This window comes from Streptomyces canus (assembly GCF_041435015.1).
Lineage (GTDB): Bacteria > Actinomycetota > Actinomycetes > Streptomycetales > Streptomycetaceae > Streptomyces > Streptomyces canus_G.
Genome location: NZ_CP107989.1, coordinates 2,112,256 through 2,130,334, shown reverse-complemented (window position 1 = coordinate 2,130,334; position 18,079 = coordinate 2,112,256). Strand labels below are relative to the sequence as shown.

The window sequence follows — 18,079 nt, the reverse complement described above, 5'->3', positions numbered from 1 at the left end:
GCCCGGCAAGTCCTGCGTCACAGGGATCCCTTCTGCGCTCATGGTCGTTGTCCGCGGTCCCAGGTGGTCACTGCTCCCACGCGCCGAACGTCGGCTCGACAAGGTCGTCCGCGTAGAGGTGGTGCAAGTCGTTCGGGGCGCTGTCCGCCGCGGGCGCCGGGCCACCGAGGAGGGCCCGCCTGAGCCCCGCCGCAGACGTCGTGGGCGTCGACTCCGCGTTGGAGGACACCGGTGCCCGCCCGTCACCTCGGTCTCGGTGCCCGGCCTCGGCCCGCCTCGGGAACCGACGTGGGGCCGCCTCCGGAGCCGCCTCGGAGCCGTCCACCGGCGAGCCCTGCGGCGGCAGCCTGCCTGAGACCGTTCGCTTCGTCCTCTGCGCGATGTCCGGCCCCCGCGGAACGAGCGCCGACTCCTCGACGGCCTCCGTCGGGCCGACGCCGACGGCGCCGGTCGATTCCCGGTCAAGTGATCTCAGGTGCAGCGTCGCCACCGGCACGCCGGCCGCGTCGGCGACCTCCGTGGACACCGAGGTGCCGGTGCCGTCCGTGCCGGGTGCCGGAGCGTCCGCGGGCGCGTGCCCGGCCGCGTCGAGCCTGCGAGGCCCATCGTCCAGCCGGTGGCGGCGCCGCTGGAAGGCGTACGTCGGAAGGTCGGCCGGCGGGCAGCCCTCCAGGATCAGGGACGGGAAGGCCGCGGGCCAGGCCACGGTGGTGTCGCATACGTGCAGCCGGGCCAGCTCGGGCAGCAGTCCGTCCGCGCCGCTCGTCCCGCCCACCGGGGAGGCGACGACCCGCGCCGTGCGCCCGTTCAGTGCCGCGGTGAGACGGGGAGTGACGGCCGAGGCGGCACCGACCTCCACGAACAGTGCCTGACTGTGCGCGCTCAACATGCGGCCGGCGTCGTCGAGCGGGATCGAAGACGTCCCCAGGAACGGGATCCGGCCCTCGTAGGGTTCCACGCCTGTGCCGTGCGCCGCTGCCTGTGCGCCCTCCTTGAGTGACATCGCGCCGGACACACAGGCCGCCGCGATCTCACCGATGCCCTCGCCGACCACCGCCTCGGGAGCCACGCCGTGCTCCACCCACACCTCGGCGAGCGCCACGAGCACCGCCCACCGCACGGTCGGTTCGGATCCCGGGAAGGCGCCGCCGCGCAGCGCGTGGTCGCCTGCCTTGGCCAGCGCACGCTGGCAGTGCGCCAGCCGCCGGGAGAACGTCTGCGAGGTCAGCACGAGCCGTGCGGCCCAGTCGATGTCCTGCGCCAGACCGCGGTCGGAGAGCACCAGCACGGTACGGCTGTCGGAGGTGACCCGGCCCTGGAACAGCTGGGGCGCCGATCGGCCCTCCGCCAGGGCCGTCAGGCCCGCGCACAGTTCGGCGTGGTCGGAGCCGAGGACCACCGCCCGGTGCTCGAACACCGACCGGCCTCGCGCCAACCAGGCGCCCACCTCCGCACGCGTCAGCTCCGGATGCTCCGCCACATGCGCCGCCAGCCGCGCGGCCTGCGCCCGCAGGGCGTCGCCACTGTGCCCGGACAGCACCCACGGAATCCCGGTGGGCCACGTCCGTATCTGGTCGGTTTCCGCGGGCGGTCCGCAATCAGCGCTCTGTTCCGGCTGCTCCAGCACCACATGCGCGGTGCTGCCGCTGACGCCGAACGATGAGACGCCGGCCCGGCGGGGGCGTCCCGTGTCCGGCCAGTCCCGGGCCCCGGTCAGCAGCTTGACCGCGCCTGCCGACCAGGGCACCCGCGGTGTCGGCGCGTCCACGTGGAGGGTCCTGGGCAGCACGCCGTGCTCCATCGCCTTCACCATCTTGATCACACCGGCCACACCGGCGGCGGCCTGAGAATGCCCGATGTTGGACTTGACCGAGCCGAGCCAGAGCGGCCGGCCGGCGGGGCGGTCCCGGCCGTAGGCGGCGATCAGGGCCTGTGCCTCGACGGAGTCACCCAGCTTCGTGCCGGTGCCGTGCGCCTCCACCGCGTCCACGTCTGCGGGCGCCAACCCAGCCGACTCCAGGGCCAGCTGGATCACCCGGCGCTGCGCGGGCCCGCTGGGCGCCGTCGGTCCGCTGCTCGGACCGTCCTGGTCGACCGCGGAACCCCGGATGACGGCGAGGATCCGCCGGCCGCCCCGGCGTGCGTCCGAAAGCCGCTCCAGCAGCAGCATCCCGACGCCCTCGCCGAGCGATGTGCCGTCCGCGGCGGCGGCGAACGACTTGCACCGCGCGTCCGGGGCCGGCCCGCGCCACCGGCGGAACCGCGACAGCCACTGCGGCGACGCCATCACCGTCACCCCACCCGCCAGTGCCAGATCGCACTCGCCCGCCCGCATCGCCCGCGCGGCCTCGTGCAGGGCCACGAGCGACGACGAGGAGGACGTGCCGATGGTGACGGCCGGTCCTTCGAGGCCCAGCGTGTACGCGACCCGGCCGGACGTCACGCCGCCCGCGCTGCCGTCGGCGAGGTGCCCTTCGAAGTCGGCCGGGGCGTTGCGCAGCCGGGACTCGTCGTGCTCGCACAAGGAGCTCACGAACACGCCGGTGCGGCTGCCGCGCAGCGACGTCGGGGCGATACCGGCCCGCTCGACGGCCTCCCAGGACGTCTCCAGCAGCAGCCGCTGCTGCGGGTCGGTCGCCAGCGCCTCCCGGGTGCTCATACCGAAGAAGGCCGGATCGAAGGCGGCCGGATCGTCCAGAAAGCCGCCTTCCGGGACGTGGACAGCGCCGTGCCGGGCCGGATCCGGGTCGTACAGATCCTCGTCCCGGCCACGGTCGGCCGGCGGCGCTGAGATGACGTCCTGGCCCTCCGCCACCAGCCGCCACAGGTCCTCGGGGGACTCGACCCCGCCGGGGAAGCGACAGGCCATGCCCACGATCGCGATGGGCTCACCGGCCGATTCCTCGGCTTCCCGAAGCCGCTGCCGGGTGGTGCGCCGGTCGGCGGTGATCCGCTTGAGCGTGTCGACAACCTCGCCGTCACCGGTCGCAGCGTCGGCCGTCCTGTTCTTCGCGCTGCTCGTCATGGTGCCGTGGCCTTTCCAAGTACGTGGGGGACTCTCCGATTGCGTACGAGTAGCTGCGCGTTGCTACGACTGCGCGCGAATGCGTGGGACCGCGTATGAGTGCGCAGGGCCGTGTTCGAGGAGTTCGCAGAGGTCCGCAGCTGATTGCTGCTGTGTCATGGCTTGCGCAGATCGGAGTCGGCGAGATCGAGCAACTCGTCCATGGACAGATCCCCGAAATCGTCCTCGTCGTCCGGCGCCAGCCGGTCCAGCAGGTCGTGCAGCCGTGCCGCCACACGCTCCCGCGCGGGAACGCTCCCCGAGCCGTCGTCGCCGTCATGCAGGAGGCCGGAGGCGAGCAGTTCGGCTTCCAGGGCATCGAGCTGGGCGAGGACCGCCGGCAGCGTGCCCTGGCCCGCGCCCCGCTCCGGACGCTGCTCCGTCCGGACTGCCAGCAACTCGCCGATGAGGACAGCGACGGCCGCGGGAGTCGGATGATCGAAGATCAGCGTCGTGGGCAGGTTCAGCCCGGTGGCCTCGTTGAGTCGGTTGCGCAGCTCCACCGCCTGCAGCGAGTCCAAGCCCAACTGCAGGAAGACATGCTCCAGGGCGACCGCATCCGGGTCGTTGTGCCCCAGTGTCGTCGCCACCTGGGCCCGTACGAACTCCTCGACCGCATGCGCCCGTTCGCCCGCCGAAAGACCGGTGAGGGACAGGCCGGTGCCGGTGCCGGTGCCACGGGCCACGACGGTCGGGTCACCCGCACCCTCCGCCCCGTCCGTCTGCTCGACTTCGAACGGATAGGTCGGCAGGGCGATGCGCCGGCCGTCACTCCCCTGGAAGAAGGCGGCCCAGTCGACGGAGATCCCGCGCACATATAGCTGCGCCATCCCCGTCAGCCACGCCGTGATCCCGTCCTGCGTCCGGCGCAGGGTGCCGACGACGCCGGACGACGCAGCCGCCCCGGTGCCCGCACCGATGTCCTCCAGCGTCTCCTGCACCCCGCCGAGCAGCACGGGATGCGGGCTGATCTCGAGAAACGTGTGGTGACCTGCCGCCGACAGGGCACGTACGGCTGTCTCGAAACGGACCTCGGAGGTGAGGTTGCGGAGCCAGTACGCGCCGTCCAGACCGGTCGTCTCGAACTCGCCGCCGGTGAGGGACGAGTAGAAGGGCACGGTGGCGGGAGCCGGTGTGATCGCCGCCGTACCGGTGAGGAACGCGGTGGATTCGACGGCCAGGCCCGGCGTGTGTGCGGCTAGACCGAGGTTCAGCTTCTTGGCCTGGAGGCCCTTGGCCGCGAGCATCTCGACCACTTCGTTCACGGCCGCGCTCTCCCCGCCGAACAGCACGGATCGTGGACCGTTCGTACCAGCGAAGTGGACCCGGCCGCGCAGGCGTTCGGCGTCGAGCAAGGGTCGGAGTCGGTCGGGAGACAGGGCCGCTGCGGCCAGTTCGCCCTCCCCGGCCGCCTCCGCCTGCATCCGGCTCCACAGGACGGCCACCCGGGCAGCCTCGTCCAGCGTCAGCGCACCCGCGACGTGCGCCGCGGCGATCTCACCGAGGCTGGCGCCGACGGCGGCTGCGGGCTCCACACCGCAGGAACTCCACAGCGCGGACAGCGACACGCTCACGGCGAACAGGACCGGCAGGACGACGTCCACTTCGTCCAGCGTCGGCGCGCCCGCGGCACCGCGCAGTACGTCGTGCAGCGACCAGGGAACGAGAGGTTCGAGAGCCCGTGCGCAGTCCTCCATCCGTGAACGGAACACAGGGGAGGCATCCAGCAGGTCGAGCGCCATGCCCGGCCACTGGGAGCCCAGCCCGGGGAAGACCTGGACCACGCCTCCACCGCCCTCGACGCCTGCACCGGGTGCCGTACGGAACAGCAGCGGGGCGAATCCGCCCTCGGCGACGGCGCGCAGCCCGCGCACCACCTCCTCCCGGTCGGCGGCGAGCAGCACGGCCCGCCGCGCGAGGCCGGTCGTACGGGTGGTCGCCAATGACCACCCCAGGTCGTCCGGCGACAGCTCGGGGTCGGCCTCGACACGGGCGAGCAGATTCCGGGCCAGCGTCGCCACGGCGGCGTCGCTGCGCCCGGACAGCACGAGCGGCACGAGCCGCGCGGCCGGCTGTGCCGGCGCACCGTCGAGGGCGAGCGGATCGTCGGAGCCGAACGCCTCCGCCGGTGCGAGCACGCGCACACCGGCCGGTACGGAGGAGGAGCCCCGCCGCAGGACTGCGACCGCGCCCGTGACGGAGCCCGCCACAGCCACGTCGCACTCCCCCCGGCGCAGATGCCCGGCGGCCGACTCGACCGCCGTGCACGCCGGCAGTTCCGCCCCGAGCGTCACCCGGGGGCCACGCCCCCAGCAGAGATCGCCCCCGACCAGCGTCGCCAGCGCGTCTGAGCCGTCGGCGTCCCCGTTCCCGGCCTCTGCCTGCACGAGGAACACACCCACATCGGCGTCGCGCAGCGAACCGGGGACGATTCCGGCGTCCTCCAGCGCGGCCCACACCAGGTGCAGCGCGCTGAGCCGCTCCTGGGACGCCCCATGCACGGAGTCCCCCATGAACGCCGCGACCCCGTCGGGCGCACAGCGCACCCGCACGCCGACCGGGCCGGACGCTTCCGCTCGGCGTACGGGCTCGGGAGCCCCCTCCGGGGCAGCGAGGCCGACGATCACAATCGGAGTGTCCGTGGTGTCCGTGGTGTCATGGTCGGGCTCGGGCCAAGGCAGTCTGCTGGTCACGGCGTAGTCCACCTTCCCGTCACAGGGGGCGTGCGCGCCTGTTCGGCGTTTCTGTCCGCGGCAACTGCCCGCCGACTCGCACCCGCCCGCAAACGCTTGCTCGATCAACAGCACTCTGACGGTGACCGCTCGACCAGACCTTGAGACCGGCTCGATGCCATGGGGCCACTGAGACTGCATGGCGTGTCTCGTTTTTCGGTGACCTGCGGAAATGCCTGATTGATCGGTGACGGGCGAGTGACTGGCCGGCGTGCGTCGTCTTCCGCGGTCACGTCGTGTGCGGGAGCGTGGCTGGGCGCGCCGCAAGTCCGATGCGCGGTGCTGCGCCATTCCACGGTGTCTTCGTCCGTGGGCGGCACCGGCAGGATTCTTGCCAACCCTTTGCCAGCTTTTATGACGCACCGTCAGATGCCTCCTTGGCGGCTTCTGATGTTGGATATGGCCGACCGACCCACGCGAAGACTGAGGTGAGAGATGCAGTTCACGACTCGACCCACACTTCAAGGCACCTTCGGCATGGTGTCCTCCACCCACTGGCTGGCCTCGCAGTCGGCGATGGCGGTGCTGGAGGAGGGCGGCAACGCGTACGACGCGGCGGTGGCCGGGGCGTTCGTGCTGCACGTCGTCGAGCCGCACCTCAACGGGCCCGCCGGTGAGGTGCCGATCCTGCTCGCGCCCGCCGGTGGGGAGGTGCGGGTGCTGTGCGGACAGGGCGTCGCGCCCGCCGGGGCGACCGTGGCCCACTACCAGGCGCTGGGCCTGGATCTCGTCCCCGGCACCGGCCCCCTCGCCGCCGCCGTCCCGGGCGCCTTCGACGCCTGGATGCTGCTGCTGCGCGATCACGGCACCAAGTCCCTCGCCGACGTCCTCAAGTACGCCATCGGGTACGCCGAGGACGGGCACGCGCCCGTGGAGAACGTCGGCGCGACCGTCGAGAGTGTGCGGGAGCTGTTCGAGACGGAGTGGACCTCGTCGGCGCAGGTGTACCTGCCGGGAGGCAAGGCCCCGCGGCCCGGCGAGTTGTTCTGCAACCCCGCCCTGGCCGCCACCTGGAAGCGGCTCATCGACGAGGTGGCCGGGGCGGGCGACCGGGCCGCGCAGATCGACGCGGCTCGTGAGGTGTGGCGTACCGGATTCATCGCCGAGGCGCTCGTACGGCAGGCGCGGCGACCCACCATGGACACCAGCGGCTCGCGGAACGCCGGCACGCTCACGGCCGCAGATCTCGCCGGGTGGTCCGCGACCTACGAGGCGCCGGCGACGTACGACTGGAACGGCTGGACCTTGTGCAAAGCCGGCCCCTGGAGCCAGGGTCCTGTCCTCCTCCAGCAGCTCGCGCTGTTGCCGCCCGAGTTGCCGCGGTACGGGTCCCTCGAGTACGTCCATCTGCTGGTCGAGGGCTGCAAGCTGGCGATGGCCGACCGGGAGGCCTGGTACGGGGACGCGGCCGAAGTGCCGCTCGGTGAGCTGCTGTCGGCGCAGTACAACGCGGGACGGCGTGAGCTCGTCGGCGACAAGGCCTCCCATGAGCTCCGGCCGGGCAGTCCCGGTGGGCGTGTTCCCCGGCTGAGCGCGCACGCGCGCGTGGTCGTCACCGACGAGCCCGGCTTCGGCCCGATGGGCGTGGGCGAGCCGACGGTCGCGAAGAACCCCATGTCGCCCGTGCCGGGCGAGCTCGAGGTCGGCCCCGACGGCACGACCCGGGGCGACACCTGCCATATCGACGTCGTCGACCGCTGGGGCAACATGCTGGCCGCCACGCCCAGCGGGGGATGGCTCCAGTCCAATCCCGTCGTACCCGAATTGGGCTTCCCCCTGGGCACCCGGCTCCAGATGACCTGGCTGGAGGAGGGGTTGCCCAACTCCCTCACTCCCGGCCGCCGCCCCCGCACCACCCTCACCCCCTCGATCGCCCTGCGCGACGGGGTGCCGGTTCTGGCCTTCGGCACGCCCGGCGGAGACCAGCAGGACCAGTGGCAGCTCCACTTCTTCCTGGCCCTCGCCCTGCGCTCCCCGGTCCGCGGCGGCCTCGACCTCCAAGGCGCGATCGACGCCCCGAACTGGCACAACGACAGCTTCCCGGGGTCGTTCTATCCGCGGGGGATGCGGCCGGGAAGCGTCACAGTGGAGGCGCGGACGGATCCCGGAGTGGTCGAAGGGCTACGGCGGCGGGGGCACGACGTGACGGTGGGGGAGTCGTGGTCGGAGGGACGGTTGTGCGCGGTGGCCCGGGACCCGGAGACGGGGGTGCTGTCGGCGGGGGCCAATCCGCGAGGAATGCAGGGGTATGCGGTGGGGCGGTGACGTAGCTGCGCGGGGGCGTCGGCCGGGCCGAGTGGGCGGGTGACCAAGGGGGCCGAGGGCGGACCGACCGATGCCCGAGGGCTGATCGGGCCGAGAAGGGACGCCGGCCCGGAGCAACTGGGCGGGAAGCAGGTGGCAGCGAGCGGCCGATTGATGATCGCCGTCGGGGCTTGCCGTCGTCCGAGCTGGTGTAGGGCGGGCTGCACCTGCTGGGCCGCTGAAGCGTCTGCCGTCTGCCGCTGTGGCTACAGGGTCTGCACATCGGCCCCTATCGCATAGTTGGGCCTGATATGAACATCGTTGCCTCCAGATCCCGCTATTCACGCCGATTCCACTCACCCTCCATCGGGCGGGTGGGGATTGTCAGTCCCGCGTGCTCTCATGGAGCCATGATCGAAGACACGGAAACCATCGACGAGTTTCTCGACCGGCACGCGGACGACGTGGAAGAAGCGGTGCGCAAGGCCGCCGCGGCCGAGGTCATGCCGCGCTTCCGGCGGCTCGCCGCGCACGAGGTCGACCAGAAGGCCGGCCCGCACGACCTGGTGACGGACGCCGACCGGCTGGCCGAGCGGTATCTCACCGAGGCGCTCGGCGCCCTCCTGCCCGGCTCGGTCGTGGTCGGCGAGGAGGCGGTCCACGCCAACCCGGCGTCGTACGAGGCGCTGCAGGGCGACACCCCGGTCTGGATCGTCGACCCGGTCGACGGCACCCGGCAGTTCGTGCACGGCGACCCCGGTTTCTGCATGCTGGTCGCCCTGGCCAAGAGCGGCGTTCTGCTCGCTTCCTGGACGTACGCCCCGGCCCGGGACCAACTGGCCACGGCGATACGCGGCCGGGGCGCCTTCCTCGACGGCGAGCGGCTGTACGCGGGCGTCCCCGACCCGGGCCGCGACCTCCAAGTGGCCACCTCCCACCCGGACTACACGACCGATGAGCAGAAGCGCGGCCTGCTGGGACTGTGGACGGACGGCGTCGCACCGTGGGCGTGCGGCTCGGCCGGCCTGGAGTATCTCGCTGTCGCCCGCGGCGAGTCGGACGCCGTCGCCTTCTCCTGGGAGGCGGCCTGGGACCACGCGGCGGGGCTGCTGCTGGTCGAGGAGGCGGGCGGCACCCATCTGACGCTCACCGGCGAACCGTTCCGCATCACGGGCGGCAACACCCTCCCCTTCACCGCGGCCCGCGACGCGGCGACGGCCCGCAGGGTGCGGGCGCTGCTGGCGGCCGAGGTCTGACGCAACCGCCGGGTCGGGCCGGCTCCACGTGGGGGAGGGCCAGGGCTGGGCGAACTGGAGCGGCCCTGGAGCCGGAGCCTGAGCGGCCCCGGAACCCGAACCGTGCCCGCCTATCCCCGATCCCCGGAACCCCGAGTCGGGCGGCGGCGTCGGAACGGGAGGGGCCTCGGAACCCGGCCCGGTCCCGGCTTACCCCGGAACCCCGAGTGGGGCGGCGGCGTCGGAACGGGAGGGGCCTCGGAACCCGGCCCGGTCCCGGCTTACCCCGGAACCCCGAGTCGGGCGCCGGCGTCCGAACGGGAGGGGCCCCCGAACCTCAACCGGCACCGACTTACCCCCGAACCCCGAGACTGTCGGTCCCCCGGCATATCCTGATCCTCTGGCCATCGGCTGACGAAGGGGTCCGAAGGTGCCGTCGATGCTCGATGTGGTCGTGGTGGGTGCGGGGCCGAACGGACTGACGGCTGCCGTGGAGCTGGCCCGGCGCGGCTTTTCCGTGGCCGTCTTCGAGGCGCGCGGCACCGTGGGCGGGGGAGCCCGCACCGAGGAGCTGACCCTCCCCGGCTTCCTGCACGACCCGTGCTCCGCGGCCCACCCCCTCGGCATCAACTCCCCGGCGTTCCGTGCCCTGCCCCTGGAGCGCTACGGCCTGGAGTGGCTGCATGCCGAGCTGCCCATGGCGCACCCCTTCGCCGACGGCACCGCCGCCGTGCTGTCGAGGTCGGTCGCCGAGACGGCCGCCTCGTTCGGACCGCGCGACGCGGGGACCTACCGACGGCTCGTTGAGCCGTTCCTGCCCAGGTGGGACACCCTGGTCCGCGACTTCATGTCCCTGCCCGCGACCGCGCTGCCCCGTGACCCGGTCACCCTCGCCCGCTTCGGTCTCGTCGGCCTGCCCCCGTCGACCTGGCTGATGCGCCGGTTCCGCGACGAGCGCGCGAAGACCCTGTTCGCCGGACTCGTCGCGCATGTCATGGCCCCGCTCGGCGGGTTCGCCACCGGCGCCATCGGCCTGGTCTTCGCCCTCGCCGCACACGCCCGCGGCTGGCCCGTGGCCCGCGGCGGCTCCCAGTCCATCTCCGACGCGCTCGCCGCGTACCTCAAGGACCTCGGCGGCACCGTCCACACCGACTACGAGGTCAAGCGGCTCGACGACCTGCCGCCCGCGCGCGCGTACGTCTTCGACACCTCGCCCACCGCCCTGGCCCGCATCGCCGGCTTCGGCAACTACTACGAGGGCTACCGCTACGGCCCGGGCGTCTTCAAGGTCGACTACGCCCTCGACGGCCCCGTGCCGTGGACCGCGAAGGAGGCGCGCGCCGCGGGCACCGTGCAGATCGGCGCCGACTCCGCGGAGATCGGCACCGCCCTGCGCGCCGCGTCCCGGGAGGACCGCGCACCCGACCGGCCGTTCATGATCACGGTGCAGCCGAGCGTCGTCGACCCCGGCCGCGCCCCTGCCGGAAAGCACGTGTTCTGGGCCTACGGCCACGTGCCCAGCGGCTGGACCGGCGACCTCACCGACGCCATGGAGCGCCAACTGGAGCGTTTCGCCCCGGGGTTCCGCGACCGCGTCCTCGCCCGCGCCACCGCGGGCCCGCCCGAACTGTTCGCCCGCAACGCCAACTACGTCGGCGGCGACATCGGCTCCGGCGCGGTCAGCGGACTCCAGATCATGCTGCGCCCCAAGCTTTCCCTGTCCCCGTACGGCACTCCTCATCCGGCCGTCTTCATCTGCTCGTCGGCCACCCCACCGGGACCGGGCGTGCACGGCATGTCGGGCCACAACGCCGCGAAAGCCGTCTGGCGCAGCCTGCGACAGCAGATCTGACCGATCTGCCCCCGGCGGGGCGGGCTGGAAGAGTGGTGGTCATGACCACCATCAGCCTCGTCCAGGGCGACATCACCCGAGAGAGCGCCGACGCGATCGTCAACGCCGCGAACTCCTCCCTCCTCGGCGGGGGAGGAGTCGACGGCGCCATCCACCGCCGGGGCGGCCCCGCGATCCTGGCGGACTGCCGCAAGCTGCGCGCCGGTCACCACGGCAAGGGGCTTCCCACCGGAAAGGCGGTCGCCACCACCGCGGGCGACCTTGACGCGCGCTGGGTGATCCACACCGTCGGCCCCCGCTACAGCCAGGAGGAGGACCGCTCGGAGCTGCTGGCCTCCTGCTACCGCGAGTCCCTGCGCGTCGCCGACGAACTGGGGGCCCGGACCGTGGCCTTTCCGGCCGTCTCGGCCGGCATCTACGGCTGGCCGATCGACGACGCCGCCCGGATCGCTGTTCAGACCGTATGGGAGACGGAGACCGCGGTCGAGGAGGCCCGGTTCGTGCTGTTCGACGAGAAGGCGTACCAGGCGTTCGCGCGGCAGGTCGCCTGACCTCGCCGGGCTCCTCCTCGGACGGCCGAATGGCCGCGGGCCCCGAAAGCGGGGGCAGACGGGGAAAATCACTGGTCAGAGGCATCTCAACGCGATGCTCGTCCGAGTGGGGGCTCCGTGACCGGTTGCGCGGAGCGGGGGCGGTTCTCACGGTGGGCTCAAAGAAACACTTCGAAAGGACCCCTGCATGCGCCCCCTCGTCTCCCGCGGCCTCCTCCTGCCGACGCTGGTCTGTACCGCGCTGATCCTCGGCCCGGTCGGCACCGCGGCCGCCGTCGTCGACGCGGGCCGCGGCGCGTCGAACCACGGTGTCGCTCGGGCGGCCACCTGGTACGGCACCGACGACACGGACACCCTGACGGACCGCCTCGACGCACTGGACCGCTCCGCGCACGGCAGCGTCCTCCAGCCCCTCCTGGATGCCGTCACCGACATCACCGCCCTGGACGGCACCCACCTCGACGCGAGCGAGGCGGCCGCCCACGCGAAGGCCGTGAAGGCGGCGAACGCCGATGTCCAGGAACAGCTGCGGAAGCTGAGCGCCACCGACCGGTCCGCGGCGGCGGCCGACCCGGTCTCCGATCTCCTGGCCTCGCTCCAGTCCGCGGTCGACGAGCTGCTCAAGTCACTGACCTCGCTGGACCTGGGCGGTGTGGTGGGCTCGGTCACCGGCCTCCTGGGCTCTGTGGTCGGAGCCGTCACCGGGCTCCTCGGCGGCGGTCTGCCCTCCTTGCCGGCCACCAGCTGACACCACGGCATTCCACGGCACCCCCGCGTGAGCGCACGCGGGGGTGCCGCATGTCCTCATGTCCCCAGGACCCCACAAAGTCCGACAGAGTTATTGCCTAGGAAGTCTTCGGGATCTAGGTTGAGTCGCATCCTGTGCCTCAAAGTCACCAATAGCGCACAGGAATTGACGCTCCCTCAGTACGTACACCGCACTGTCGTCCCGAGGAAGGTTCCACCGATGCCCCACCCGTATCTGCCCGCTCCCATCAGCCGCCGGCGTCTGCTGGAGTCGGGGGCCGCCGTCCTCGGCGCCCTCGCCCTCTCCTCCGGCCCCCTGGCCGGTCGCGGCCACGCGGCGGAGGGCGCCCCGGAGTGGAACGGCGCCATCGACCTCTTCCGGGTGGGCACCCAGCCCCCGCACACCACCCTCATGCCGTACGCCGACGTCGGCCAGGCACTCGCCGCCGACCGCACCCGCTCGCCGTACCGGCTGAGCCTCGACGGCACGTGGAAGTTCGCCTACGCCGACCGCCCCGCCGACCGCGACACCGACTTCTACCGCATCGACGTGGACGACACGGACTGGGACACGCTTCCCGTCCCTTCGGTATGGCAGGTGCATGGCTATGACTTCCCGATCTACGTCAACATCACCTACCCCTGGTGGGGCCCCAATGGCCTCGGCGAGGAGGCACAGCCGCCCGCCGCCCCGACCCGCTACAACCCCGTCGGCCAGTACAGACGTACTTTCACCGTCCCGAAGGACTGGTCGGGGCGGCGGACCTTCCTGCACTTCGAGGGCGTCAAGTCCGCCCATTACGTGTGGATCAACGGTGAACTCGTCGGCTACCACGAGGACTCCTGCACGCCCGCCGAGTACGACATCACCCCGCACCTCAAGCCGGGCACGAACCAGATCGCGGTCGAGGTCTACCGCTACTCCGACGGCGACTGGCTGGAGGACCAGGACATGATCCGGCTGAGCGGCATCTTCCGCTCGGTCTACCTCTACTCCACCCCGGCCGTCCACCTGCGCGACTTCAAGCTGGACACCCCGCTCGGCGACGACTACACCTCCGCCGAACTCTCGGTCACCGCGAGCGTGCGCGACTACGGCGGCGGCAACCAGGGCCGCTACACGGTCGAGACGCAGCTGTACGACTCGGGCGGCCACGCGGTCTGGTCCCGCCCCCTCCAGCAGGCCGTCGCGCTCGACACCGGCGACGAGACGACCGTACAGGCGGCGAAGGCCGTGCCCGCGCCCAAGCTGTGGTCGGCGGAGCACCCGAACCTGTACACCGCCGTCCTGCGGCTGCGCGACCCCGCCGGCAAGGTGATCGAGACGCTCTCGCACCGCGTCGGCCTGCGGGAGTTCGCCCTGAAGGACGGGCTGATGCGCATCAACGGCAAGCCGGTCTCCTTCCGGGGCACCAACCGCCACGAGATGCACCCCGACCGCGGCACCGCGCTCACCCGCGCGGACCTCGTGAAGGACATCACGATCATCAAGCGGATGAACATCAACTCGGTCCGCACCTCGCACTACCCCAACAACCCGCTGTGGCTCGAACTCGCCGACGAGTACGGCCTCTACCTCGTCGACGAGACCAACCTGGAGACCCACGGCATCCGCGACGAGTACCCGGGCGACCACCCCGACTGGAGCGCGGCCTGTGTGGCCCGCGCCCAGAACATGGTCCACCGCGACAAGAACCACGCCTCGGTGGTGATCTGGTCCCTCGGCAACGAGGCGGGCGGCGGCAGCACCTTCGTCAACATGCGCGACTGGATCAAGTCGTACGACACCACGCGTGTCGTCCAGTACGAGGGCGACGACCGGCCCACCGTCAGCGACATCCGTTCGGAGATGTACGACAGCCCCGCACGCGTCGAGCAGCGCGCCAAGGACACCTCCGACACCCGGCCGTACGTGATGATCGAGTACTGCCACGCGATGGGGAACTCCAACGGCAACTTCAAGAAGTACTGGGACATCGTCCGCCGCTACCCCGTCCTCCAGGGCGGCTGGATCTGGGACTTCGTCGACCAGTCCCTCAGCGAGCCCGTCCCGGTACGCCAGTTGCTGACCGAGAGCGGGCCCGGCGCGCTGAAGGGCGAAGTGCTGCCCGCGCGCGCCAGGTTCGACCGCGACAAGGGCGTCTCCGGTGGCACGGTCTTCGCCCGCGACCCCCGACTCGACCTCACCGGCTCGCTGACCCTGGAAGCCTGGTTCACACCGAAGGTGACGGGCAATCACCAGCCGATCATCGCCAAGGGCGACACTCACTACGCCCTCAAACAGTCCGGAAGGACACTGGAGTTCTACATCTACGGCGGCGGTCAGTGGATCGCGGCCAATTGGGCGGTCCCGGACGACTGGACAGGGCGGGAACACCATGTCGCCGGTGTCTTCGACGCGGCCGCGGGCACGCTGACCCTCCATGTGGACGGCCAGGTCAGGGCGACCAAGGCCACCACGCAGCGGCCCGGCGGCAACACCGCGCCCCTCGCGCTGGCCGTCGATGTCGACAACCCCACAAGGGAGTTCAGCGGCACGATCAGGAAGGCGCGCGTGTACGGCCGCGCCCTGACCGCCGCCGAACTGGCCTCCGACAGCCGGGGGCCCGGCGACGAGGGCGTGCGGTTCTGGTTCGACGCGGCGACCGTGAGGCTCACCGAGAAGCGGCCCGCCCAGAAGACCTTCTTCGCGTTCGGCGGCGACTGGGGCGACAACCCCAACGACGGCGCCTTCGTCGCGGACGGCATCGTCACCGCCGACCGCGGCCACACCGGCAAGGCCGCCGAGGTCAAACAGATCTACCAGGCGGTCAACGCGTCCTGGGCCGCGGACGGGTCGGTGACCCTGACCAACGAGTACCTCTTCACCAACCTCCGCGAACTCGACGGCAGTTGGACACTCTCGGCCGACGGGAAGGTGGTGCAGCGCGGGAGGCTGACACGGGACCAGTTGAACCTGGCACCGCTGTCGAGCAAGACCATCACCGTCCCGTACGAGCTCCCGAGCACCCCCGCGCCCGGCACGGAGTACTTCCTCCAGCTCTCCTTCGCCACCAAGGAGTCCACACCCTGGGCGCGGGCCGGCTTCGAGGTGGCCAAGCAGCAGCTGGCCGTCGACGCGAACAGCCCGGCGGTGGCGCCGGTACCGCTCGCCAAGGTCCCGGCAGTGACCTACCGTGACGCCTCCGCCCAGGTCACCGTCACCGGCAAGGACTTCTCCGTCACCGTCGACAAGGGCAGCGGGACCATCACGTCGTACCAGGCGCACGGCACCCGTCTGATCACCTCGGGTCCCGTCCCGAACTTCTGGCGGGCGCCCACCGACAACGACCACGGCAACGGGCAGCACACCCGCAACCAGACCTGGCGCGACGCCGGTGCGAACCGCAAGGTGACCGACGTGAGCGTGCGGGCCCTGCGGGACCGGGCCGTCGCGATCAAGGTGAGCGGCACGCTGCCGACGACGACCGAGTCGACGTACACGACGACCTACACGGTCTTCGGCAACGGCGAGATCAAGGTCGACAACACCCTGCACCCGGGTGCGAGTTCACTGCCCTACATCCCGGAGGTCGGCACGATCCTGTTCCTGCCGCGCCGCCTGGACAGGCTGCACTACTACGGCCGCGGACCCGAGGAGAACCACTGGGACCGCAACGACGGTACGGACGTGGGGCTCTACTCCGGGACCGTCGCCGAGCAGTGGACCCCCTACATCCGCCCGCAGGAGAACGGCAACAAGACCGACGTCCGCTGGGCCGCCCTGACCGGCCGTGACGGCGTGGGACTGCTGGTCGCCGGTGAGCCCCTCCTGGAGGTCAACGCCTCGCACTTCACCCCGGAGGACCTGTCCAACGGAGTGCGCCACGACTACCAGCTGACCCCGCGCGACGCGGTCGTCCTGCGCGTGAACCACCGGCAGATGGGTGTCGGCGGCGACAACAGCTGGGGCGCGCACACCCACGACGAGTACAAGCTGTTCGCCAACCGGGACTACTCGTACACGTATCGGCTGCGCCCTCTGACGGATGTGGCCCGGGCGACGGCGGCCTCACGGCGGCCGACGGCCTCCGTCTAGCGCACGGCGTGGGTGGGGCGGACCAGGACTCCCGGGAACGCCTCACCCACGCCGGCGACGCAGACCCACAGCCACCACCGGACCGCACGCGAGGAGGACCGCCAGCACCCCGTACCCGTACGTCAGACTCGCCGCCGCGGCCACCCCGGCGACCAGCAACGGCCCCCCGGCGTCTCCCAGTTCGCGTCCCAGCTCGGCCGCCCCCATCGTCTGCCCCAGCCGCTCCGGCGGAGTCGAGGCGGCGAGCGCCGCGAACCCCAGCGGGGTGATCAGCCCCGTCCCCACGCCGATCAGCGCGGCCCCCAGCAGCACACCCACGAGCCCCGGCAGCATCGCGCAGCCCAGGCCGGCCGCCGCCAGCAGCAGTCCGGCGGTCAGCCCGCCCCGGACCGTGAGCCGCCCCGCGTCCAACGCCCGCCCGGCGCGCGGCTGTACGACCGCCGCGCAGGCCGCGAGCACCGACACCGCGGCACCCGTCGCCACCGTGCCGAGCCCCGCCACCGCGCCCGACACGGGCAGGAAGCCCACGCCCACCGAGAGCGCGGCGGTCGCCCCGGCGAGCGCGGCCGTCGGGACCAGGAACACCGGGTCGGCCAGCCGCCGGGCCAGGTCGAGGACCGTCTGCCGGGCCCGGGGGAGGGGCGGCACGACGGGCACGGCGATCAGCGCCCACACCGCCACGGCCGCGCCCAGCACCGCCAGCACCGTGAACAGCAGCCGCAGCCCGCCCGCCCACACCAGCACCCCGCCGAGGAGCGGGCCCAGGGTGTAGCCGACCGACTTGTAGAAGCCGTAACTCCCGAAGGCCCGCCCGCGTTTGGCGGCCGGATTCATCCGGGCCACCAGCGCGGACGCGGCGGGGGAGAAGGCGGAGGCCGCCGCGCCCTGCCCCAGTCGCGCCGCCCACAGCCACCCGGGGCTGTCGGCGAGGGCGTAGAGCGCGGACGCCACGGCGAAGGCCACCAGTCCGCCGAGGAGCACAGGACGCGCCCCGATCCGGTCGGCGATCGTGCCGAACAGCGGTTTGAGCAGGACTTCGGCGCCGTCGTACAGAGCGAGCAGACCGCCCAGTACGAGCAGCGAGGTGACCGCGTCCGCCGAGTCCGCGCCGAGGTTCGCGGCGATGCCGTGCGCGCCGAAGGCAGTGGTGAAACCGGCCGCGTACAGCGGCCACATCAGACGCCGAGGCGGCTCAGTCGGTGGCGTCACTGAGCCCGAGCCGCAGATGTTCGACGTGGTAGACGGCCTGGTCGAGAAGTTCGGCGACATGGTGGTCGTGCAGCGCGTACACCACCGACCGGCCCCGGCGCTCGCCCACGACCAGGCCCAGATTGCGCAGCAGCCGCAGCTGGTGGGAGCACGCCGACTGCTCCATCCCCACCTCGGCGGCCAACTCCGTGGCCGGCAGCGGTCCTTCGCGAAGCCGCGCGAGGATCAGCAGCCGGGAGGGGGTGGACAGGGCCTGGAGGGTGGTGGCCACCTTGGCCACGTTGGCCACGTCCAAACGTACGCGCTCGGCGGCTTCCCGCGCGGTGGTGACGGCTCCATGACCCATGGGCGGTATCTTACCCGTCGC

At 72.0% G+C, this 18,079-nt stretch carries 10 protein-coding genes; 6 read left to right on the top strand and 4 right to left on the bottom strand.

Annotated features, from left to right (window positions below; translation table 11 throughout):
- Window positions 1-67: 67 nt before the first annotated feature.
- Both OG841_RS09625 and OG841_RS09620 read right to left on the bottom strand, forming a co-directional pair.
- On the bottom strand, window positions 68-3,025 hold the full coding sequence (locus tag OG841_RS09625) for a type I polyketide synthase (protein WP_328641815.1): 2,958 nt from the start codon (window positions 3,023-3,025) through the stop codon (window positions 68-70).
- A 155-nt stretch (window positions 3,026-3,180) separates the two neighbouring features.
- Entirely contained in the window at window positions 3,181-5,757 is a 2,577-nt protein-coding gene (locus tag OG841_RS09620) for an acyltransferase domain-containing protein (RefSeq protein ID WP_328641816.1), read from the bottom strand.
- Between the two features lie 474 nt (window positions 5,758-6,231).
- Here OG841_RS09620 and OG841_RS09615 point away from each other — a divergent pair, with 474 nt between their 5' ends.
- From OG841_RS09615 to OG841_RS09590, 6 genes are all read left to right on the top strand, one after another.
- Window positions 6,232-8,061 carry a gamma-glutamyltransferase family protein gene (locus OG841_RS09615; RefSeq protein WP_371564461.1) on the top strand — a complete coding sequence of 610 codons (1,830 nt, stop codon included), beginning with the start codon at window positions 6,232-6,234 and terminating at the stop codon, window positions 8,059-8,061.
- Window positions 8,062-8,450: 389 nt separating this feature from the next.
- Window positions 8,451-9,296 (top strand): inositol monophosphatase family protein, encoded by an 846-nt coding sequence (locus OG841_RS09610; RefSeq protein ID WP_328641818.1) that lies wholly within the window; start codon window positions 8,451-8,453, stop codon window positions 9,294-9,296.
- A 418-nt stretch (window positions 9,297-9,714) separates the two neighbouring features.
- Window positions 9,715-11,127 (top strand): phytoene desaturase family protein, encoded by a 1,413-nt coding sequence (locus tag OG841_RS09605; protein ID WP_365118948.1) that lies wholly within the window; start codon window positions 9,715-9,717, stop codon window positions 11,125-11,127.
- A 41-nt stretch (window positions 11,128-11,168) separates the two neighbouring features.
- Window positions 11,169-11,678, top strand: a complete 510-nt coding sequence (locus OG841_RS09600) for an O-acetyl-ADP-ribose deacetylase (protein WP_365118946.1) — start codon at window positions 11,169-11,171, stop codon at window positions 11,676-11,678.
- A 187-nt stretch (window positions 11,679-11,865) separates the two neighbouring features.
- The gene (locus OG841_RS09595; protein ID WP_365118944.1) at window positions 11,866-12,426 is read left to right on the top strand and encodes a hypothetical protein; all 561 of its coding nucleotides are present in this window, start codon (window positions 11,866-11,868) and stop codon (window positions 12,424-12,426) included.
- Window positions 12,427-12,645: 219 nt separating this feature from the next.
- Window positions 12,646-16,503 carry a glycoside hydrolase family 2 TIM barrel-domain containing protein gene (locus OG841_RS09590; protein ID WP_365118942.1) on the top strand — a complete coding sequence of 1,286 codons (3,858 nt, stop codon included), beginning with the start codon at window positions 12,646-12,648 and terminating at the stop codon, window positions 16,501-16,503.
- 42 nt (window positions 16,504-16,545) lie between these two features.
- Here the strand turns inward: OG841_RS09590 and OG841_RS09585 are convergent, their stop codons facing one another.
- Together OG841_RS09585 and OG841_RS09580 are read right to left on the bottom strand one after the other, a co-directional pair.
- The gene (locus OG841_RS09585; protein ID WP_365119054.1) at window positions 16,546-17,679 is read right to left on the bottom strand and encodes an MFS transporter; all 1,134 of its coding nucleotides are present in this window, start codon (window positions 17,677-17,679) and stop codon (window positions 16,546-16,548) included.
- A 16-nt stretch (window positions 17,680-17,695) separates the two neighbouring features.
- The gene (locus OG841_RS09580) at window positions 17,696-18,058 is read right to left on the bottom strand and encodes an ArsR/SmtB family transcription factor (RefSeq protein WP_365118941.1); all 363 of its coding nucleotides are present in this window, start codon (window positions 18,056-18,058) and stop codon (window positions 17,696-17,698) included.
- Between the last annotated feature and the right edge of the window lie 21 nt (window positions 18,059-18,079).